Source organism: Holophaga foetida DSM 6591 (assembly GCF_000242615.2).
In the GTDB taxonomy this organism is placed as follows: Bacteria; Acidobacteriota; Holophagae; order Holophagales; family Holophagaceae; genus Holophaga; species Holophaga foetida.
Map to the genome: position 1 here is coordinate 1,542,100 of NZ_KI912268.1, position 19,990 is coordinate 1,562,089.

Annotated in this window: 16 protein-coding genes and 1 pseudogene; 5 read left to right on the forward strand and 12 right to left on the reverse strand. The window is 62.1% G+C overall.

Features of this window, described 5'->3' with window-relative positions; genetic code table 11:
* A pseudogene (locus HOLFODRAFT_RS0206710) lies at positions 1-226 on the forward strand (ATP-binding protein); the annotation flags it as partial.
* 602 nt (positions 227-828) lie between these two features.
* On the opposite strand, the gene HOLFODRAFT_RS23880 reads toward HOLFODRAFT_RS0206710, so the two are convergent.
* Both HOLFODRAFT_RS23880 and HOLFODRAFT_RS0206715 read right to left on the reverse strand, forming a co-directional pair.
* The gene (locus HOLFODRAFT_RS23880) at positions 829-1,794 is read right to left on the reverse strand and encodes an Ig-like domain-containing protein (RefSeq protein WP_005036450.1); all 966 of its coding nucleotides are present in this window, start codon (positions 1,792-1,794) and stop codon (positions 829-831) included.
* A gap of 142 nt (positions 1,795-1,936) precedes the next feature.
* Positions 1,937-2,119 carry a hypothetical protein gene (locus HOLFODRAFT_RS0206715; protein WP_148300379.1) on the reverse strand — a complete coding sequence of 61 codons (183 nt, stop codon included), beginning with the start codon at positions 2,117-2,119 and terminating at the stop codon, positions 1,937-1,939.
* A gap of 204 nt (positions 2,120-2,323) precedes the next feature.
* Here HOLFODRAFT_RS0206715 and HOLFODRAFT_RS0206720 point away from each other — a divergent pair, with 204 nt between their 5' ends.
* Positions 2,324-4,882: a PEP/pyruvate-binding domain-containing protein gene (locus HOLFODRAFT_RS0206720; RefSeq protein WP_005036446.1), complete on the forward strand. Its 2,559-nt coding sequence runs from the start codon at positions 2,324-2,326 to the stop codon at positions 4,880-4,882.
* A 13-nt stretch (positions 4,883-4,895) separates the two neighbouring features.
* Here HOLFODRAFT_RS0206720 and HOLFODRAFT_RS0206725 read toward each other — a convergent pair whose 3' ends face one another.
* Genes HOLFODRAFT_RS0206725 through pap form a run of 4 tightly spaced genes read right to left on the reverse strand, consistent with a single transcriptional unit; the run spans position 4,896 to position 9,441 of the window.
* Positions 4,896-6,356: a glycosyltransferase family 39 protein gene (locus HOLFODRAFT_RS0206725; RefSeq protein WP_005036444.1), complete on the reverse strand. Its 1,461-nt coding sequence runs from the start codon at positions 6,354-6,356 to the stop codon at positions 4,896-4,898.
* Entirely contained in the window at positions 6,353-7,498 is a 1,146-nt protein-coding gene (gene pelA / locus HOLFODRAFT_RS0206730; protein ID WP_005036440.1) for a pectate lyase, read from the reverse strand. The genes HOLFODRAFT_RS0206725 and pelA overlap by 4 nt, the downstream gene beginning before the upstream one ends.
* The gene (rnhA, locus tag HOLFODRAFT_RS0206735) at positions 7,495-7,950 is read right to left on the reverse strand and encodes a ribonuclease HI (protein WP_005036438.1); all 456 of its coding nucleotides are present in this window, start codon (positions 7,948-7,950) and stop codon (positions 7,495-7,497) included. Before rnhA ends, pelA begins: the two co-directional genes overlap by 4 nt.
* A gap of 12 nt (positions 7,951-7,962) precedes the next feature.
* On the reverse strand, positions 7,963-9,441 hold the full coding sequence (gene pap / locus HOLFODRAFT_RS0206740; RefSeq protein ID WP_005036436.1) for a polyphosphate:AMP phosphotransferase: 1,479 nt from the start codon (positions 9,439-9,441) through the stop codon (positions 7,963-7,965).
* 214 nt (positions 9,442-9,655) lie between these two features.
* Between pap and HOLFODRAFT_RS0206745 the strand changes: the two genes are divergently transcribed.
* Positions 9,656-10,963 (forward strand): ABC transporter substrate-binding protein, encoded by a 1,308-nt coding sequence (locus HOLFODRAFT_RS0206745; protein ID WP_005036434.1) that lies wholly within the window; start codon positions 9,656-9,658, stop codon positions 10,961-10,963.
* Here the strand turns inward: HOLFODRAFT_RS0206745 and HOLFODRAFT_RS0206750 are convergent, their stop codons facing one another.
* The gene (locus HOLFODRAFT_RS0206750) at positions 10,964-12,187 is read right to left on the reverse strand and encodes an AmpG family muropeptide MFS transporter (RefSeq protein ID WP_005036432.1); all 1,224 of its coding nucleotides are present in this window, start codon (positions 12,185-12,187) and stop codon (positions 10,964-10,966) included.
* Positions 12,188-12,271: 84 nt separating this feature from the next.
* Positions 12,272-12,925 (reverse strand): response regulator, encoded by a 654-nt coding sequence (locus HOLFODRAFT_RS0206755; RefSeq protein WP_052572493.1) that lies wholly within the window; start codon positions 12,923-12,925, stop codon positions 12,272-12,274.
* 212 nt (positions 12,926-13,137) lie between these two features.
* Between HOLFODRAFT_RS0206755 and HOLFODRAFT_RS0206760 the strand changes: the two genes are divergently transcribed.
* Positions 13,138-15,186 (forward strand): ankyrin repeat domain-containing protein, encoded by a 2,049-nt coding sequence (locus tag HOLFODRAFT_RS0206760; protein ID WP_005036427.1) that lies wholly within the window; start codon positions 13,138-13,140, stop codon positions 15,184-15,186.
* Here HOLFODRAFT_RS0206760 and HOLFODRAFT_RS0206765 read toward each other — a convergent pair.
* A complete protein-coding gene (locus HOLFODRAFT_RS0206765; protein WP_005036424.1) occupies positions 15,183-16,268 on the reverse strand; it encodes a D-alanine--D-alanine ligase family protein in 1,086 nt (361 codons plus the stop codon). The genes HOLFODRAFT_RS0206760 and HOLFODRAFT_RS0206765 overlap by 4 nt on opposite strands.
* A gap of 114 nt (positions 16,269-16,382) precedes the next feature.
* Between HOLFODRAFT_RS0206765 and coaD the strand changes: the two genes are divergently transcribed.
* Complete coding sequence (gene coaD / locus HOLFODRAFT_RS0206770) at positions 16,383-16,877, forward strand: pantetheine-phosphate adenylyltransferase (protein ID WP_005036422.1); 495 nt, start codon at positions 16,383-16,385, stop codon at positions 16,875-16,877.
* Here coaD and HOLFODRAFT_RS0206775 read toward each other — a convergent pair.
* The 3 genes from HOLFODRAFT_RS0206775 to ltrA all read right to left on the reverse strand — a co-directional run bounded on the left by HOLFODRAFT_RS0206775 (position 16,874) and on the right by ltrA (position 19,728).
* Entirely contained in the window at positions 16,874-17,449 is a 576-nt protein-coding gene (locus HOLFODRAFT_RS0206775) for a phospholipid scramblase-related protein (protein ID WP_005036420.1), read from the reverse strand. The genes coaD and HOLFODRAFT_RS0206775 overlap by 4 nt on opposite strands.
* A 43-nt stretch (positions 17,450-17,492) precedes the next feature.
* Positions 17,493-18,104, reverse strand: coding sequence for a hypothetical protein (locus tag HOLFODRAFT_RS0206780; RefSeq protein WP_005036418.1), 612 nt, complete (start codon positions 18,102-18,104; stop codon positions 17,493-17,495).
* 346 nt (positions 18,105-18,450) lie between these two features.
* Positions 18,451-19,728: a group II intron reverse transcriptase/maturase gene (gene ltrA / locus HOLFODRAFT_RS0206785; RefSeq protein ID WP_026939119.1), complete on the reverse strand. Its 1,278-nt coding sequence runs from the start codon at positions 19,726-19,728 to the stop codon at positions 18,451-18,453.
* Positions 19,729-19,990: the final 262 nt, after the last annotated feature.

Genomic DNA, 19,990 nt, shown 5'->3' on the forward strand with positions numbered 1-19,990 from the left:
CAGCTCGTGAACCGGAGATATGAGCGGGGCGAGCCTCATGATCACCAGCAACCAGCCAGTGGGTGCGTGGGGCGAGGTGTTCGGGGATACCATCCTGGCAACCGCCATCCTGGACCGACTGCTGCACCACAGCCACATCATCACCATCAAAGGCGAGAGTTACCGCCTGCGGGAGAAGCGCCGAGCCGGGATCGTCCCGGCCCCGGTGCCAGCGGCCACCACCTGAGCCGCACCCAGTGGGGTGTCCTCCGCTTCGGCCTACGGCCTACGCTCCAGACACCCCACGGGCTCATACAACAAGGGGGTCAATATTCGTGTCGCCGGGTGGGTTAATTTTCATGTCGCTTGACAGTCGTCTGGCGATGCGTCAACATCGCGATGACCAAGGAGCCTTCATTTACATGGAATTGCTAGCTTTCTTACTGCGCGGGCCCGCCACACGGCGCCACCCCCGCCGCGGAGCGGCTTCGTTCAACACCAATCAGCACCTACGAAAACAGTGATCATGATTCGGCCAATCGCTCACCAGGGGGGCCGCCTGCATGACCTGCCCCTCGGGCCTCACGGGCACCCTCATGGCCATCGAGGGCATCCTCTAGAAGGAAGTGGACCCGGAGATCGTGGTCATCACGGTGTGAGGCCCGTTTGCCATCAATCGTAAAGGCCATGTCCCCGCTGATCATTGGGGGCCCAGTATGTGCAGCCTTTGCTAAGGCCCTTCTCTGCCTGACCCACGAACCCGATAACCTCAGCGCGGGCGGGTTGGAAAACCTTTCATATTAAGAACCTCAATGCCTACAACAGCCGACTAATGACCTGGATTCGGCATTAAGAGTCAGATGGCAGTGATACCCGGAGCATGCTAGACAGAGGTTTTACGGTGAGATTTGTGTTCCCGTTAATACCGTCGAGAGCAGCACTGATTGAGGTCGTTCCCGCTGCAACGGTTGTTGCAGTTCCTCCAGTAGTGGTGATCGTAGCGACGCTTTGAAGTGACGAATTCCAGGTAACCATGCCCGTAATATCAGCAGTCGTTCCATCGGAATAAGTACCGGTGGCTTTCATACTAACGTTTACAGAAAAACCGAATACCGTAGCATCAGCCGGTGTAACACTAATCGATTGCAGTTCCACCGCAGTGACCGTCAGCAGCGTACTGCCAGGGACACTGTCAAGGGTTGCCCTAATCGTGGCCGAGCCGACCGCCAAGGCCTGGATAAGGCCCTTGTTGCTGACGGCATCACTGACGGTAGCTGCGGCAGGGTCGGACGAAGCCCAGCCCGCATCAAAGGTGATGTCCTGAGTCGTGGCATCCGAGAAGGTACCGGTTGCCAAAAGTTGTATTGTCAAGCCTTTGGGAACCGATGGAGTTGCAGGGGTGACCGTTATGGAAGTGATTGTGGCCGAACTTACCGTTAATGTGTAGGTGTTCGAAACACTCCCAACGGTCGCGATCAGGTCGGCGGTTCCTGGTGTGAGACCGCTCACCCTGTTGGGAGATGACGCGGTGACAAAACCTGCCACTTGCGGCGAACTGCTTGACCAGACCACTTGATCGGTTATGTCACGGCTGTAATGACCGGAGAAATCACCTGTTACCTTAAGCGTGGTGGATGTATGCGCGGCAATGGTCGAGTAATCAGCAACAATCTGGATTGAAGTCAGAGGATCTGATTTACATCTCCTGCCTGCCGTTTCGTTGCCGCCACAACCGGACAAAAGTAACGTAAAAATAAAACCGGGCCATAGCAGACTGGTAGCGCGTAGCCTTCCCAATAATCGCAACCATCTCATTGCTTTCTCCCTTGCCGTAAACCCGCGTTTTCCCTAAAAGTGAGCTTTTACCCTAGGGTAATCCAGCCTTGCTGTTGCTATGGGTGACCCTATTTTTCAGCCCCTATGCCTGAGGATAGCAGCAGGCACGGCGGACGCATGATCAATCCATAGTGTCATTCATGAAGCCCATCAGCCCATCAAGGCGGTAGGTCGGGTTGAGGGCTGCTTTCAGTCGGCGGTTCTTGATGCTCCGCTTGGAATCCGAGTCCTGCCTCAGAAGGTTCAGGACTAATGTGGCGTAGGATGGCACCCGCCTCGGCGGGACAAAATCGACATGAGTCATATCAACGCCGTCCACCTGCATACTCGTATCGTTCGACATCGAGATGCCTCCGAATTGGTGATCAGGTGTGCGGGATGCTAGTGCTAGCCTAGCGCCAAGCGGCGACAGGCCACCACAGCATCTTTATCCACATCCAATCCTCCACACCTCGGATAGATTACTTCCATGCTCATCCGCTGCACGTGATGGCGACACCCTGATGCCATGAATACCTCCCCCCTCTTCCATCCCACCACCGGCCTCCCAGGACTTGATGAAGTCCTGCATGGGGTGCAGCCCGGCGACAACCTCGTCTGGCAGATCCAGTCACTGGACGAATACCTGGCCCTCGTCACCCCTTACGCAGGCGCCGCCCAGGCGCAGGGACGGCGGCTGATCTATTTCCGCTTTGCCGGGCATCCGGCGTTGTTCGACGAGACCAGCAATGCGGAAATCCATCTCGCATCGCCGGAAAACGGCTTCGATGCTTTCGTGGATCAGATCCATACCGTGATCGAGGCGGCGGGTCGGGAGACCATGTACGTTTTCGACTGCCTCTCCGATCTGGCAGAAGTGTGGCAGTCGGATCGCATGATGGGAAACTTCTTCCGCCTGACCTGCCCGCGCCTTTTCGATCTGGACACCGTCACCTATTTTGCGGTCTACCGGAATCGCCATGCCCCTGCGGGCATGGAGATGATCACCGAGACGACCCAATATCTGCTTGATGTATTCCGTTGCCAGGGACGCAACTACATCAAGCCGATCAAGGTCCAGCACCGCTCCGCCTCAGCGATGAACCTGATCCACGCCTGGGAGGCTGGCGACCGTTTCCGCCCCGTCGTCGACAGCGGGACCCTGGCGGAGATACTGGCCGGCTCCGGTTGGCTTGGCCTTGAGGACAGAATGGGCGTCAGCCACTGGCAGCGCCATTTTTCAGCGGCTCGCGAACTGGTCGGCAAGCGGAGGATGGGCAAGTCAGACCCAGATGCTGAAGCGAGCCATTGTGACTTTCTTTTCCGCCTGCTCTTTCCCGAGGACGCGGGAATGAACGACATGCTCCACCGCTATCTCAGCCTCGATGACCTCATCGCAGTGCGAGACCGCATGATCGGCGCAGGCTCCATTGGTGGCAAGGCCCAGGGCATGCTCCTGGCGCGCGCCATCCTCCGCCGCGATCAACCGACGCTGCACGCCCGCCTGGAAGCGCACGATTCGTTCTACGTCGGCACGGAAGTCTTCGACACGTTCTTCGTATCCAATGGGCTGTGGTGGATCCGCCGCCAGCAGCGCGAACCGGAAACCTTCCTGAAGCAGCTCGATGAAGCCCACGAACGCATCATGGGAGGAAGCTTCACCCAGCCCACCCTGCGCCAGTTCGCCGGAATGCTCGACTATTTCGGAGAATGGCCCTACATCGTGCGCTCCAGCTCACGCCTTGAGGATCACTACGGCAACGCCTTCGCTGGCCAGTACGTCAGCATATTCTGCGCGAACCGGGGCACCCGCGAAGAACGGATGGCTGATCTCCTCAACGCCATCCGCCAGGTCTACGCCAGTACCCTCAGCGAACAAGCCCTGCGCTATCGCCAGCGCCGCGGACTCCTCGAATCCCACGAGCAGATGGCGCTTCTGATCATGCGCGTTTCCGGCACCGCTGGCGGCCGGTATTTCCACCCTCACGCCGCCGGCGTGGGGCTCTCGTTCAACCCCTACCGCTGGAACCCGGACATCGACACCCACGCTGGCGTGGTCCGCCTGGTTGCGGGGCTGGGCACCCGGGCCGTGGACCGCGCAGACGACGACTACACACGCCTGGTCGCCCTCAATGCCCCGCAGTTGCGCCCTGAAACCAACTTCGGCGCCATCGCCAGATATGCCCAACGCCGCATGGACGCCCTGGACCTCGAAACCAACACCGTGATCAGTGGCCCCTTCGCCGAAATCGCGAGCCAATCCGCCCACTTCCCCGAAGCCCTGTTCACGTCCCGCGAGCAGCCGGACCGCCCAGCCTTCCTCACCTTTGATGGACTCATCGACGGGACGGCCTTCGTGTCGGACATGCGGACGGTGCTGGGAACCTTGCACACCGCCTATCAGCACCCGGTGGAAATCGAATTCGCACTCAATGTGACTCCCGGCGATGGCTACCGGATCAACATCCTTCAATGTCGACCGATGCAGGTGCGCGTGGCGGAGGCCGGAGCCATCATCAAGCCCTCCAGCGAGGCCCGTCGCCTCGTCGAAGCCCAGGGTGCCGTGATCGGGCCTAGCCGCCTCATCAAACCGGACCGGATCGTCTACGTGCTTCCATCACGCTATGGGAGCCTCAAGCAGGCCGACCGCTTCGGCGTGGCGCGCCTGATCGGTGAGATCAACCGCGCCAGTTCAGGGCATACCCTCCTGCTCCTTGGCCCCGGACGTTGGGGAACACGTGATCCTTGGCTGGGAATCCCGGTGGCCTTTGCCGAGATCAACAATGTTGCGGCCCTTTGCGAGATCGTGGCCATGCACGAGAACCTCGTGCCCGATGTGTCGCTCGGCACGCACTTCATCAACGAACTGGTGGAAGCCGACATGCTGTATTTCGCGCTCTTCCCAGAGAAGGAGGGCAATGTCATCGACGAGGCGTCCATCCTCAGCATGCCCAACCGACTCGTAGATCTGCTGCCCGGCGCCGGAAAGTGGAGCGACCTGGTGCACCTGGCCGAGCCTCCCTCAGGAGGCTTCGCCCTTTATGCTGACGCCGAGTCGCAATGCGTCCAGGTCACGGCAGATCGATGAACCCCCTGGCCGCTCACGGTTTCAGGAACAGCGTCCTGCCATCCCGCCCGGGCACCGGAACATAAGTCGCTTCCAGGAAAGGCTTCACCTCTGGCCAGGGGAAGCACACCAGGGCCACCTGTTCCGGCTGATATCGCATGAGGCAGTCCATCATCCACTGTCCTTGTGAGAGGCCCACGGACACGCGCTTGTGCGAAAGGACCGCCATCTCCGGAGGCACCAGCAGACCCGCCCGGAAGGCATACATCGGGCGGTCCGTCACCACCCAGCGCGTGGCCTTGGCACGCTGGGCCATGAGGGCCGTCAACCGCATGTCCTCCAGGCGTTCGGCCTGGCTCTCATCCTTCACCCAGTGCACCGCACTGCTGTAGGTGCGTTGGATCTGCGCCCCGACGAGGACCAGGACAACAAGCCCGAGGGCAAGAGCGGCCTTTTTCATCCTCCATCCGCTCCATCCGCCCGCGAGACGGGCTCTCAACCACGGGCCGGCATTGAAGATCTCCGCAGCCAGCATCGCGGCAGGCAGTGTGACGAGCAGGGCCTGATGGAACCACACCGGACGATGGAAGGAGAGGATCAGCGTCGTCACCATCGCCCAGAGCGCGGGGTAGATCGCGGCGGTGTGCCGCCTCGACCAGGCCATCCCCACCCCCGCGACCGCGAGCACAAGCAGATAGCGGGCAGACTTCAGGGCCTTGTCCAAGGTGATTTTCTGGTACAAGGGCACGTCCCGGGCGGCCACATGGGGATTCAGAAGCTGCCGCAGGCTTGAGAGGTCCATCAGCAGCCATGCGGTTGCGAGGGCTACCCCTGCAAAGACAGCCCCCCAGACCAGGATCATGGTCATGCGCTGACGCAGTGAGCCGACTTCCCGATCCAGAAGCAGCCCCACCACGAACACCGGCAGCAGCGTCAGCGTGAACCCCTTGATGAAGGCGGAAAGCGCCAGGAGCGCAGCAGACAGGGCCAGGAAGCCAAGTCGACGCCGACGGCGCCCATGGGCGAATGCCGCCAGGGACAGGACCGCCAGGGCGAGCGCGGGCAGGCCGATCATCACGGAAAAGCTGAGCGTGACGTAGTGGGGAAGACAGGCGATGAGCAGAACGCCGCCCACCGCTGCGGGAATCCCGTTCGTGACACGCAGGAACTGGAAGGCACCCCAGAGCAGCAACCCGGAGAAGAACACGACCAGCAGACGGGCGGCCAGGACCCCAGGACCGACAAGCCGGAACAGGAAGGCGAGGAGGTGGGTGAAGAGCGGAGGTTGATCGCTCCATGTCTCGGCATAGAGCGGGTAGCCATGATTCAGGAGAGCCGCCTTCATGAGGTTGCCTCCCTCGTCCGGACTGAACTCGAAATTGGGCAGCCTCCAGCAGATCAGCGCGACGATGGCGACGAAGAGAAGGGGCAGGATGTAGGAAAGGTGCCAGGAGAGGGACTTCCCCCGGAGCAGGATCGGTGACACTGGGTTCATGGACGCACCTGGCGATGAGGGAGAGACTCATTCAAGACCGTTGAAGGCCAATCGCCGAACCACTCGTATCCGGTTCGCCTCTCCCGCGTAAGATCCTCATAGCGCTCAAGCATCACCCCGTCGCGTGAGCAGAACACAGGCTTGCGAGTGACAGGGTCGTAGAACCTCGCCCAGAGCGGGGGTGCGCCCGACTCCTTGACCAGGAAACAGTCCGTCCCGCTGATGTGGTGTTTGTATTCAACCAGCTCAGCCGGGCGGGTCACCAGGCGGCACCCCTCCAACCGGACCGACGCCAGCCATGCCAGGGCACCACGGAGAGCCTGCTCCACCTCCGGGGATGCGGGCTTCTGCTCCATCAGGAAGGCGACGACCTCGGTCGTCTCCCGTGTCGCCAGGGCTGGAGGCTCGAAGCGGCGCCCCCATACGGGAAGGAATGTTGCATGGGCATGCTGCTGCGCCCACCCAGTCAATCGACCGTCGAGACGCACCTGACAGCGCAGGAGGCACGCTAGGCCCTTCGCATAAGCCCGGTTCACTTGCGCCAGGAGCTGTGGATCAACCACATCCTGCATCGAGCCGTCAGAGATCTGCCTCAATAGGCCCAGCACGCCGACCATCACCCCATCGTTGAAGGTGATGGCATCGACATCACTCCCCACCCATCCGCCGGATGCACGCTGTGCTGAAAGAAGGTATTCCACTCCCCGGCGCAGGGCTGGATCGTAGACGCGACTTCCGGTGTGCCGCCGCACCTGCGCCAGGTAGGCAAGCTGGGTCCAGGTGCCACCGTTGTCGAGGGTGCTCAGATTCGCCTTGGCGTTCCGTCCAGTAGCGATGGAGAATCTCTCAGCCGCCCCAAGAACCCGGAACCAGTCCTTGTTCTTGGGCCAGCCGCCATCCGGGTTCTGCCAGAGCAGGATGTTCTCCGCGATCTGACAACTCTGAGCCGGGGAATAGCAGGGGTAGGGTGGCGCTTCATTCTCGAATTTCATCCGCGCGTGATGAACGGAGTCCTTCAGGAGGTCTGTCGCGGGAGGGCGCCAATCGGAGGCGTCACGGCATCGCGTCCCAGCCAGGATGGCCCCATCCCTTCCACAGGACATGAGCCCCGTCATGCATGCCACCAGAAGCAGAGGAATCATGCCTGAGCCGGAATGGCGTTCCGGGCCAACTGGTCCACCCGCTCATTCTCGGCGTGGCCATTGTGCCCCCGGACCCAGAAGGCCTCGACGCGGTGCTTGGCCAGCTGGGCATCCAGGGCCTGCCACAGCTCCACATTGATGACGGGCTGCTTGTCGGCCTTGCGCCATCCGTTCCGTTTCCAGCCCGCCAGCCATCCCTGGATGCCCTTCACGACGTACTGGCTGTCGCAGAACATCTCCACATCACAGGGACGGGAGAGGGATTCGAGGCCCTTGATGGCGGCCATCAGCTCCATGCGGTTGTTGGTGGTGCCGGGCTCCCAGCCCGAACCCTCCTTTTCCTTGGGCCCCGTGGGGGTCTGGACCCGCAGGATGTAGCCCCAGCCACCGGGGCCGGGGTTTCCGAGACAGGATCCATCACAGTAGAGTTCGACCTTCGTGCGTAGGCTCATGGATACAGGGTATCAAAGAGCCTCCTCAATCCTCCGGCACAAGGTCTTCAGGATCTTGATGCGCCCGTAGAGCTTGTCCTCGCTCTCCACCAGGGTCCAGGGGGCGATCTCGGTGGAGGTGCGGTCGAACATGTCGCAGATGGCGGCCTCGTAGGCATCCCACTTCTCCCGGTTGCGCCAGTCCTCCTCGGTGATCTTGAAGCGCTTGAACTGGGTGTTCTGGCGCTCCTCGAAGCGGCGCAGCTGCTCCTCCTTGCTGATGGCGAGCCAGCACTTGAGGAGGATGGTGCCGCTCTTGGCCATCTGGGCTTCGAAATCATTGATCTCGCTGTAGGCCCGCATCCAGTCGGCCTCGGAGCAGAAGCCCTCCACCCGCTCCACCAGCACGCGGCCGTACCAGGAGCGATCGAAAATCAGGAGGCGTCCCTTCCTGGGGATATGCCGCCAGAAGCGCCAGAGGTAGGGCTGGGCCCGTTCTTCCTCCGTCGGGGCGGCCACAGGCTGGATGCGGCAGAAACGGGCATCCACCGCCTGGGTGATGCGCCGGATGCTGCCTCCCTTCCCTGCGGCATCCTGCCCCTCGAAAACACAGATGACACTGTGATCCCGGAACCGTTTGTGACGGGTCAGGAGGTTCAATTCCCCCTGGAATTCCTCCAACTGCTTCTCGTAGTCCGCTTTTTCCAATTTCCTGGAGAGGTCCAGCTTCTGGAGGATGTTCACGCCATCAATGGAGACGATGGACGGGGGTGCCTGGACCTGGGCGCGGGGCTGGGCCGTGTTGTCCAGCCGGGCCCGCAGCTGTTCAAGGAGGACCTTGCCCACCGTCAGCTTCTGGTATCGGGCATCCGTGGCCTCCACCACGATCCATGGGGCCTGCCCCGTGCTGGTGTCGCGGAGGGCCCGCTCCGAGACCTCCCGGAAGGTGTCGTAGAGCTTGAAGTGGCGCCAATCCCGGGGGGTGACCCGCCAGCGGGTATTCTCGTCAGCCTCGAGCTTCTTGAGACGCTTCTTCTGAGCCTCCCTGGAGAGGTGCATCCAGAATTTGAGGACCAGAGCCCCCTCATCGATCAGCATCTGCTCGAAGCGCCGGACGAGATCCATGTCCTGATCCAGACGCTCGCCCGAAATCTTGCCGTAGGCCCGCTGGAGTATCGGCCAGCTGTACCAGCTCCCGTCGAAGATCCCGATCTTGCCCTTGGGGGGCAGCAACCTCCAGTAGCGCCACATGTAGGGACGCTCCAGCTCCTCGTCCGTGGGCTCGTCTAGACCATTGGTCTGGATATGGCGGGGGTCCATCCACTCGTTGAGGGTGGAGACCACGGCACTCTTCCCGGCCCCGTCCACCCCGGCAATGAGGATGACCACAGGGAATTTTTTGGCCGCCGCCAGATCGTACTGGGCATCCAGCAGGGCCGCCCGGAGACCCGGAACCTCCCGATCCCAGGACGCCTTTTCGATGCGATGCCCCAGTTCCGCCGATTCGAACATGGCCTCCCTCCGATCCTCCCTGTCATCGGCAGAAGGCCGAGGGGAAATAAAGGTGGACGAAGCTCAATAGTGATATTCCATCACTTGATGCAATACACATCACCCTGGTATCATAAAAAAGCTCATCACCACAATGGTCACGGAGGCAATCCGCCGTACAAGATTGGAAAATTTTGAATCTAAATAATAAATTTATTAAATAACAGGAGTAAAAATGAATAAAGCATCAGCCATCACAACCGCCTTGACGGCGCTCCTGACCCTCAACCTGGCCTGCGACAAGTCCTCCGACAAGGAGATCCGGGTTGGCTTCATCCAGGCCCAGACAGGCCCGTACGCCCCGTTCGGCGAAGGTGGCCTCTTCGGAGCCGAGGCCGCGATTGAGGACATCAACAAGCAGGGCGGCGTCATGGTCGGGAACACCCGGATGCTCCTCAAGCTGGTGGCCGTGGATGACGAAAGCGACCCGGCCAAGACCGCCTCCCTGGCCGAAAAGCTGATCTCCAGCGAGAAGGTCCGTTTCATCGTCAGCGGGGACGAGCCTCCCGTCATGCACGGCGGCGTCTCCCAGGTAACCGACCAGCACAAGGTGCCCTACATCACCTCGGTGGGCATCTACGAGCCATGGGTCACCCAGAGGCTGGAATCACCCACCAAGTGGCAGTTCACCTGGGCCACGGGCTCCTTCGCGGTGAGCACACCTGCCGAGCGTGGAGACTTCCGGGCTGTCCCCGGATACACCGTCATGGATACCTTCGCCAAGATGCTGGAGATCTGCGGAACCCAGACGAACCGCAAACTGGGACTTCTGGCATCCGACGATCCGGATGGCAAGGAATCCTACAGCAGCATGGGTGCAGCCCTTCAGAACCTCGGCTACACCGTCGTGGGCTTTGATCGCCAGCTGGGACTCCTGCCCATGGGGACCTCGGACTTCTCCCCCGTGATCCAGGCTTGGAAGGAGGCGGGCGTGGAGATCCTCATGGGCAACTGCCCCGGCCCCTTCTTCGCCAAGGCCTGGCAGCAGGCCCAGGCCCAGGGCCTGAAGCCCAAGATGGCCACCATCAGCCGGGCTGCCCTCTTCCACTCTGATATCGCCGCCCTGGGTGGCGAGCTTCCCCTGGGGCTGGGCACAGAGGTCTGGTGGGATCCCTCCCTCAAGAATGCGCCGGGGATCAACGGCACCACCCCTCAGTCTCTGGCCGAACGCTGGAGCAAGGCCAAGAGCAAACCCGTCTCCCCCTCCATCGGTACCGGCTATGCCAGTGTCCAGGTGCTGGCCGACGCCATCCAGCGGGCAGGCTCTCTGGAGCCGGAAAAAGTGAACGCGGCCCTGGGCAAGACCGACCTCCCCACCATCCGCCACCGGGTCAAGTTCGATGAGGACCACTTCAGCCGCGGCCCCATCGCCTTCGGCCAGTGGATGAAGACCGACAAGCCCCAGAAGTGGGAGCTGAAGGTGGTGTTCTCCAACCACGAGTTCTGGCCCGCCAACGGCAGCCCTGTGTTTCCGCTGAAGTAGTTAGGCCTGATCCGGCAGCTGCCAGCGATCGAAACGCTTGAGCAGCAGGAGGCCCGGAATCGCGAGGCAGGCCGCGAAGATGAAGTAGCCAGGCCACCCGGCCGCCGCCTTGATCCACCCCGCCGGTGCCACCAGCACCGTGCGGGAGAGGGCCATGAGGCTTGAGAGCACGGCGTACTGGGTGGCGGTATTGCGCAGGTCGCAAAGGCGCATCAGCAGGGCCGTGTAGGCCGTGGTGCCCAGGCCCCAGCAGAAGTTCTCGCCCCCGAGGACCGCCAGCATGAGGGGGTGGCTGTGACCCGCCAGGGAAAGGGCCAGGGGCAGGAGGTTGGCCACAGCCTGGACCAGGCCGAAGGTGATCAGGGCCCGACGCAGGGTCCATCGGCGCATGAGGAAGCCCCCCAGCACCCCCCCCACGATGAGGCTGATGAGCCCCACCCCCTTGGTGGCCACCCCGATCTGGGTATTGGTGAACCCGAGGTCCTTGAGAAAGGGCACCGTCAGCGCCGTGGCGAACATGTCCCCCAGCTTGAAGATGGCGACAAAGAGCAGCACCTCCCAGGCTCCACGCCGAAGCAGAAGATCCCGGAAGGGCTCCACCACCGCTTCCCGCAGGGTCCGAGGCGCTCCGCCCCTGGGGGGCTCCGGCGCCAGAAAGGCCAGGAAGAGCCCCGGGAGGGTGAGAGCAGCCATCGCCAGATACACCGTTTTCCAGGAGGCATGGTCCGAGAGCCAAAGGGCGAAGGCTCCCGCCACCAGCATGGCGCAGCGGTAAGCCCCCACGTGGAAGCTCGCCCCCAGTCCCGCCTGTCTCTCCTCCAGGAGTTCGGTTCGATAGGCATCGATGACGATATCGGCACTGGCGCTGAAAAAGGCCACGGCCAGAGCCAGAAGCGAGAGGCCCACCAGACTCCGGGCGGGATCGGCGTAGGCCATGGCCGCCAGTGAACACCCGAGGGCCAGCTGGGAAAGGGCGATCCATCCCCGCCGCCGCCCGCCAACCGGAAGGGAGAAGCGATCCAGCAAGGGGCTCCAGATGAACTTCAGGTTGTAGGGCAGCCCTACCAAGGAGAGGAGACCGATGAGGCGGATATCCACCCCGGCCCCCTGGAGCCAGGCCTGGAGCGTCGATGCCGTCAGGGCCAGGGGCAGGCCAGAGGCGAAACCGAAGATCATCACGGCGGGCAGGGAGGGCAGCTTCAGGCGGGAGGTTTCCTGGGACATCCCTCCAGGATGCCAGGAGGACCAGCGCTGAGGAGACATATCAGGGGCCGCCGAGGCGATCGCATTAAAATTCCGCAAGACCCATCAGGCCTGGGCGATGCAATCCGGACACAGCCCATGGGCCAATCGCACTTCGGCGCGCTCCTGAAGGAAGTCCTCCACGCTCTGCCATGCACCATCTTCACTCCGCACCCGCCTGCACTTGGCACAGATGGGAAGGAGATCGCTGAGGGCGTCTACCTGTCCCTGACTCGCCTGGAGGGCATGGAAGAGTTCCCGCTCCCTGTCCCGGGTGCGTTTGAGGGTGACATGGGTGTGGACCCGGGCCAGGAGCTCCAGAGGATGAAAGGGTTTGGTCACATAATCCATGCCACCGCAGCGGAAGCCCCGGACAATGTCCTCGGTTCCGGTCTTGGCCGTGATGAAGACCACCGGAACCTCCCGGGTGGCCTCTTCGGCCTTCAGGCGGAGACAGACCTCGTAGCCGTCCATGCCCGGCATCTCGATATCCAGGAGCACCAGATCCGGAAGCATCGTCCGCGCCCGCTCCAGGGCCATCGGGCCATCGCTGGCGGTCAGCACCTGATAGCCGCGATCCCGCAGGATCGAGGCAAGAAGGTGCTGACTGCTGGGTACGTCGTCCACCACCAGGACAACAGGATCCCGGTCGGGCTCCAGGCTCAGCCCCAGCACCTTCGGATCCGTGGTCCGCCCCTCCAGGGAAGCAGATAGAGCCACGAACCTTTTTTGACAGGAAAAGGGTGTCTGACGATCCATGTCCGGAAGGCTCCCAAGCAAGTATCTGGACTTCTGCTGCTCACGCCATGAGAAAGCGGCACCTCAGAATCCATTCATGCTACTTTGTGAATCGAATGAGCCTGGCCAGGGGAATGCCCCCTCCCGAACATTCCAGGGCACGGCGAATCCAATGGCGTGACAGGAGAACCACGATGATCAGGTGGACAGTCGTCGCAGCATGGTTCCTCCTCTGCCTGGCAGGACACCTACCGAGCCGGGCGAGCTTCGACATTGATTTCGGCTACGTGAGTCGGCGGAGCGTCATCCGTCAGCTGAAGCATCCCGCGCCGGAAGTGGTCCTGGACGGCCATTGGCGTCCCACGGGCCCCAGGCGATTCATCACCTTGAGCCTCCTCGGGACACGTTGGGCCTTCCTGAACGAATTCGACGAGTCACAGCGTATGGTCTGGCGCTCCTTTCCAATCCAGATCAAGGGAAACCCCCCGCTCGGTGACCGGACGCATAGGCCGTTCTTCCGCCCCTTCGGTCCCGATGCGTTGGTGCTGTGCTTCCCCTCCGCGCTGGCCCCCGCGGCCTCCCACTGGCTCCTTCTCCCTGGGCACCAGCTCGTCAGCTTCCACCAGTCGGACCCAGGCACGCTTCATGTCTGGAAAAACGCCGATATCGAGCCGGATGCCCGGATCCGCAACGAAGTGAAGACCCGCTGGGAACAGAGCCCTCCCGTGTCCAGGGAGGGCAGACCCATTCCCTTCACCGAGGGAGGCATGAGCTTCGACCAGGACCCAAGCACCAACTGGCCGGATTTTGGAGAAGCCATCTTCGAGGCCAAGGAGCGCTTCCATGCCATGAGGAAAAAGGGTGCAGCCAAGGCCGCCGAAGCCGCACTCGAGCTCCTGGAACCCAGACTCGCGAACCTCAACTGGGAGGATATCCCGGGCAACCTCGTCCCCGAGCTGAACGATCTTGCGTATTTCATGGCACTCGTCGGGGGGGCAGAGAACACCTGGGATGCCGGGTTGATGCTCCGGCATGTGGTCCGGATGGATCCTCATCGGGAGGCCGCGCTGCTGAACCTGGCGGATGTCTTCGACACCCTCGCACGCGGCGGGAATCCCTGGTGCCGGTATGACCGCCAGAACTGCCGCGAACAGGCCAGGGAATACTATCGCCTCTTTGCCCTCTCCCAGCTGCCCCATGGGTTCTCGCCCTCCATGAAGAAGCGGCTGCTGTCCAAGCTGGAAGTCCCCCGCTTGGACGCGGACCAATGCCACCCGAGGCAGGCCCTCTTCCGCGCCATCGAAGACGAAGACGGAAGGGCCTTCAAGCAGGCCCTCGAAGCCCACCCCAGGGAAATCAATCATCTGATGCCCAACCAGCTCACCGCCCTCCAGATGTGCTTAGAAACCCAGCAGAATGACTGGGCGATCCAACTACTGGAGGCAGGTGCTGACCCCAACAGGAGCAACGGGAGCCAGTACCAGAAGCCAGCACTGCTCCGCGCCATCATCGGGGGAAACCCGGATCTGGTGAGGAAGCTCCTGGGCCATGGCGCGTCCCTGGCTGCCACAGGAGCCAGCGACCCGCCTCTTGTGGCCGCTGCCTACTACTGCTCCTCTCCCGGGGCCCTCGAAGCTTTCAGACTCGTCCTGGAGGCTTCGGGGAAGGACGTGGACGTGGTGGACCGGGAAGGCGACACGCCTCTCCTGGAAGCCGCTGGAGCTCCGGCACCGCTTGCCTATCTCCAACTCCTTCTGGAGAAGGGCGCGGATATCCGGAGAGCCAACAAATACGGAAGAACCGCCCTCCACAAGCTCCCCCCCTTCAGCCTGGAGAAGGTCGGGCCCCTGATGGAGCTTCTCTTGTCCCGTGGGGCGGACCCCAACGCAATGAGCATGGATGGCGAAACGCCACTCAACCATCTGTGGGTCTGGACCGGGGCCTCACCCGAGACCCAGGCGGGCATGACCCGCATCCTGCTGGCTCACGGTGCGAAGCCGGGCATCGCCGACCATGAAGGCCTCGCCCCCCTGGACCGGGCGGTGGTCAGGGGGAACCTCCCGGCCATCAAAGCCCTTCTTGCGGCAGGTGCCGATCCCAACCGCAGCGGGGCCGGGAAGAGCCCTCTTCAGCGGGCCGAAGACAGGGCAAGGGAGGCCCGTTTCTCAGACGAGGCCACCCGGACCCGGGCCGAGGAGGTCGCGGAGCTGCTCAGGGGAGCGAAGCCGCCTACCAGGAACTAGGCGTACCAGTCGCTGCCGCTCTGGAAGGTCTTCTGCTTCCCGGCCATCTGGTGGTGGCGAGCCTGGGCCAGATCGATGAGGCGGGTCAGGAGTTCGCCGTAGGGGATCCCCGAGGCCTCCATGAGCTTGGGGTACATCGAGATGCTGGTGAAACCCGGGATCATGTTGATCTCGTTCAGATAGATCCGATTGGTGCCCCGTTCCAGGAAGAAATCCATGCGGGCCATGCCATAGGCGTCCAGGCTCCGGAAGGCCGCCCGAGCGTAGCCCTGGATGCGGCTGGCCAGGCTCCCAGGCAGGTCCACCGGGATCTGGCAGCTGCTCTTGCCGTCCAGGTACTTGTCCTGGAAGTCGTAGAACTCTCCCGCTACGAGGATCTCACCCGGCACGCTTACGAATGGGTCATCCCCACCCAGGATAGCCACCTCGATCTCCCGGATATCCAGGCCCTTCTCCACCAGGATACGGCGGTCGAAGTGCAGAGCGTCCTCAATGGCGTCCGCCAAAGCCTCCAGGGACTTGATCTTCTGGATACCGATGCTGCTCCCTGTGTTGGCGGGCTTTACGAAGACCGGCAGTCCCAGAGCCCGGATGGAACGAAGGATCGATTCCGGATCCTTGCGCCAGCCCTCTTCAGTCAGCCCGACATAGGGACCGATCGGGAGGCCCTCGGACTCCCAGATGCGCTTCGTGATCCACTTGTCCATGCCCGCAGCCATGGCCAGCAGCCCGGCTCCGGTGTAGGGACGATTCAGGGCCTCCAGGTAGCCCTGGAGCTGACCATCCTCGCCCCCGGCCCCGTGGATGGCATTGAAGAAGACATCCGGCAGCGGCGTTTCCTCCGCACCGGCCTCCAGGGGCAGGAAGGGACAGCGGCCCCGTTCGGGAGTCTCTGCAGCAGATAGGCGGGCGAAGGGATCCCCCAGGACCGTCCATACCCCATTGCGGGCGATGCCCATGGGCTTCACGTCGTAGCGCGCCGGATCGAGATGCTTGGCGATGCTGCGGGCCGAAACGATGGAGACCTCGTGTTCCGGGCTTTCGCCCCCGAACAGCAGGCCGACAGTGAGACGCTGGGACATGGCGGTTCCTTCATCACGCACAAATGGCTCTTCAAGATTACCCGGTGGGAAAGCGCATGGGGACTGCATCTTCAACTGCGGTATCCTGAGCGGTCAAACCTCATCGGAGACCCCGTGCTCAAGGCCATCTATCCAGGCTCCTTCGACCCAGTGACCATGGGCCACTGGGATCTCATCCAACGCGCCGAGAAGCTGGTGGATCACCTTGTGGTGGCCGTGCTTCACAACCCCTCCAAGCAGCCGACCTTCAGCGTGGCGGAACGCGCAGGCTTCCTGAGAGAACTGACTTCCGCCTACCCCAAGGTGGAAGTCGTCACCTTCAACGGCCTCCTGGTGGACCTGGCCCGCCAGACCAACGCCCAGTGCATCATCCGCGGCGTCCGGGCCTTCAGCGACTTTGAGTACGAGTTCCAGATGGCCCTCATGAACCGCAAGCTCCACACCGAGCTGGAGACCCTCTTCCTCATGCCCAAGGAGGAGTACAGCATCATCTCCAGCCGCCTGGTGCGGGAGGTGGGTTCGATGGGAGGCGACATCAGCGGCTTTGTCCCGGATCCCCTCAAGGACCGGATCACCCGCAGGCTGCTGAATCCTTCGGAGATCGGCTAGCTCTGCCGCTCCTTGTAGACCAGGTCCACCGCCAAGGCCAGTCCCAGCATCAGGGGCAGGTGTTCGGCTCGCTGGGCCTGAACCAGGTATTGATCCGCATTCGTGAAGACCTCCTTGAGGACCCCGGCCCACTTCTTGGTGACGATGCCGATGGCCTGTCCCTGGAGCGTGGCCGAGTAGTCCCAGCCCTTCCAGTTCCCCTTGAACTCGCCGATCTCCTGCCCCGAGGGGTCCATGATCCGGAAGGAGCCGCCGATGGTGAAAAGCTTGCTTTGGAGTGCCGCCAAGGGGCGCCCCGCACCGTCCCGGATCTCCAATCGCGTGCGAAGCAGGGCCGCGCGCTTGTGGACGCTCAGAACCGGCGCAGGGTTGGCCCCGAAGTAGACATTGACCGTCGTGGGGAGCATGGTCTTCTGCACCACCAGGCGCAACCACTTGGCCCAGGAGGCGGGCTCGTCCTTGGCCTGCCCCAGGATGGACTGGGTCTCGGGCTCCAGGAGATCATAGGTATCCCGGAGCTTCAGCAGGGAAGCATGCTCTCGGACGAAGATGGCTGTACGCTGACCAAACACGGGAAACTCCAAAAGCAACAGCTTATCTGACGGATTTATAGTTTCAATTCAAATTGCGTAACGTATCCAGTTCCAATAATTCACAAGGTGCCCCCAGGACCGGGACCGGATCCAGGAGTTGCACCCGCCGCCCGTCCCCCATGTTGGACCAGTCCAGCCCCTCATAGATCACGGGCTCAGGACTCCAGGCCAGAGTCAGATGGAGGTGTGCATGGGGAGCGGTCCTGGAGACCCTCCTGGGAGCCATGGCGCAGAAGCATTCCCCGGCCCGGAGTCGGCACCCCACCGCCATATCCGGGCGAGGCAGGGTATGACCGAAGATCGTGAGGAGCACGCCGGATTCCACCTCGTGCTCGATGAAGATGGAGCTCCCCAGGTAATCCGGAAGCAGCTTGACCACCACCCCATCGAAGATGGCCGGAACCTGAACCCGCTCCGGCAGAAGGTGGAGTTCCCCACCTGGCGAGAAGTAGCAGCACAGATCCACCCCCTCGTGCAGCATGGGGCGGGGCTTGAGGCTCCCCCACCAGGTCTCGCGCTGCCCCATCCCCATGCCCGGCGCCAGAGCCCAGGCCTGGAAACGGTGCGGATCCAGGGTGTTGGCGGCCAGGAGGTGTTCTGTGAAATGCGAAGGGGAAAGGGTGAGGGACTCCATGCCCTCTATTCTGACGGGATCAGACCGCCTCATACGAAACTGCCGTCAACCATAGAGTCTTCGGACCCGCAGGCCGCAAATCTCCATGAGACCCGATACCCGGAAGCCGGGCACCTCACGGCAAAGAAATGGAAGGTGAGGGGACATTGCGGAAGCGTTTATAATTAAAAACACTTAATTCAACGATATTGCTGATCCCAATTCTCATAGCAGTTTATTGCCCTTCTGCTTTTATCCTGCCCATCCTGTCTATCCTGTTTAAAGCTTTTCAACAGGATAGACAGTCGAGTAGCGCGGGGGAACTGCCCCCCCGCGCCCTCACAGAACCGGACGTGAGACTCTCACCTCATCCGGCTCGTCCTGTCCAGCCTTTCGGACGAATTCCCAGGCTCCAGTGGTGAAACAGCGTGTCCTGTCGGTGGGATACTCCCCCCAACCAGCGGTAGGCCGCCATCCAGTTCCGATGGAACCGTTTGAACTTCCGTTTCGCCCACCGAGCTAAGACCAAGTTAAGGTAATTCAGTATATCCAGGCATTCCGAGCGATAAAAACGCCCGTAGTAGCCCACCCATCCCCGTATCGCGGGGTTAATCCGGGCAGCTACTTCCTCCAGATGACTGGTGTTCATGGCCGTGGCCAACCGCCAGCTCCGGATCACTTCCCGGATACGCCGCTTCGCCTTCTCACTCATCGCGGGGAGGAAACCCACGAACAGGTTTCCCGCTGGCCCTTTGGCTGACCGCCTCCGAAACGTGTAGCCGAGGAAGTCGAAGGAACATGGCTCATGGTCTCCCCCCCGCCGATCGTCCTTGCAATACACGATCCGCGTCTTGTCTGGATGGAGCTCCAGCCCCTTGTCCTTCAGCCTCCTCCGCACCGCTTCCAGCACGAGCTCGGCTTGCGCCAAGCTCACACAGTGGATCACCGCGTCATCGGCATAGCGCTCGAATGGCACCTTGGGAAACTCCCGCACCATCCACGCGTCAAAGGCGTAGTGCATGAACAGGTTGGCCAGCACTGGGCTTGCCACCCCACCCTGCGGCGTCCCCGATGTCCGCTCCTTCAGCGTTCCATCCTCCCGTTGCAGCGGTGCTTTCAGCCAACGCTCCACGTAGAGGGGGATCCACTTCAGGCCCGGTTCCGGGTCCGTGTGGTGCCTTACCGCTTTGAGCATCAGGTCATGCCTCAGATTGTCAAAGAATCCCTTGATATCCAAGTCAATCACCCAGTCGAAGCGGAAACACCTCTCTCTCGCCTTGCCCACGGCATCCAGAGCCGACCGTCCCGGACGGTAGCCGTAGGAGTCCGGGTGGAATACCGGTTCCACTAACGGCTCCAGCACCTGCTTGGCCACCATCTGCGCCACCCGGTCCGCCACCGTCGGGATACCCAACGGCCGCATCCGGCCATCCCCTTTAGGGATCTCCACCAGGCGGACGGGCGGCGGAAAGTAGCTCCCCGACGACATCCGGTTCCAGATCTTGTAGAGGTTACCCTCCAGATCCTTCTCGAAAGCCGACAGGGTCTGACCATCCACCCCTCCCGCTCCCCGGTTGGCCTTCACCACGCGCCACGCCTGAGCGACTTGCTCTCTGGAAATCTCGTATGGCTTTGCTTCAGTCACAGCCTCTTCCCCCGATGGGTTGAACTGCGCTTGAAGCTGGACAGGCCGATCCCTTCGCTCCGCCCGCATTGCCGGGCCTCAGCACTACTACGGATCGGTCCGCCCCGGCGTCCCGCATCGGTACTCGCACCCTTCGGGGGACTTCCCCTCGGGCTCCTCCCTTGACTCGGACCTTTGGCCCTCGCCCTTCGGGCGGCCATGGCCTTGTCGGCCATGCCGTCCTATTCGCCTCACGGCGAATGGTGCCATCGGGACGCTCGGT

Excerpts from the sequence above, each read along its gene's own strand:
- HOLFODRAFT_RS0206750 (WP_005036432.1), bottom strand. The coding sequence starts at position 12,187 with ATGTCCCAGGAAACCTCCCGCCTGAAGCTGCCCTCCCTGCCCGCCGTG.
- HOLFODRAFT_RS0206715 (WP_148300379.1), bottom strand. The coding sequence starts at position 2,119 with ATGACTCATGTCGATTTTGTCCCGCCGAGGCGGGTGCCATCCTACGCC.
- HOLFODRAFT_RS0206725 (WP_005036444.1), bottom strand. The coding sequence starts at position 6,356 with ATGAACCCAGTGTCACCGATCCTGCTCCGGGGGAAGTCCCTCTCCTGG.
- pelA (WP_005036440.1), bottom strand. The coding sequence starts at position 7,498 with ATGATTCCTCTGCTTCTGGTGGCATGCATGACGGGGCTCATGTCCTGT.
- HOLFODRAFT_RS0206760 (WP_005036427.1), top strand. The coding sequence starts at position 13,138 with ATGATCAGGTGGACAGTCGTCGCAGCATGGTTCCTCCTCTGCCTGGCA.
- HOLFODRAFT_RS0206780 (WP_005036418.1), bottom strand. The coding sequence starts at position 18,104 with ATGGAGTCCCTCACCCTTTCCCCTTCGCATTTCACAGAACACCTCCTG.
- HOLFODRAFT_RS0206765 (WP_005036424.1), bottom strand. The coding sequence starts at position 16,268 with ATGTCCCAGCGTCTCACTGTCGGCCTGCTGTTCGGGGGCGAAAGCCCG.
- pap (WP_005036436.1), bottom strand. The coding sequence starts at position 9,441 with ATGTTCGAATCGGCGGAACTGGGGCATCGCATCGAAAAGGCGTCCTGG.
- rnhA (WP_005036438.1), bottom strand. The coding sequence starts at position 7,950 with ATGAGCCTACGCACGAAGGTCGAACTCTACTGTGATGGATCCTGTCTC.
- HOLFODRAFT_RS0206720 (WP_005036446.1), top strand. The coding sequence starts at position 2,324 with ATGAATACCTCCCCCCTCTTCCATCCCACCACCGGCCTCCCAGGACTT.
- HOLFODRAFT_RS23880 (WP_005036450.1), bottom strand. The coding sequence starts at position 1,794 with ATGAGATGGTTGCGATTATTGGGAAGGCTACGCGCTACCAGTCTGCTA.
- HOLFODRAFT_RS0206745 (WP_005036434.1), top strand. The coding sequence starts at position 9,656 with ATGAATAAAGCATCAGCCATCACAACCGCCTTGACGGCGCTCCTGACC.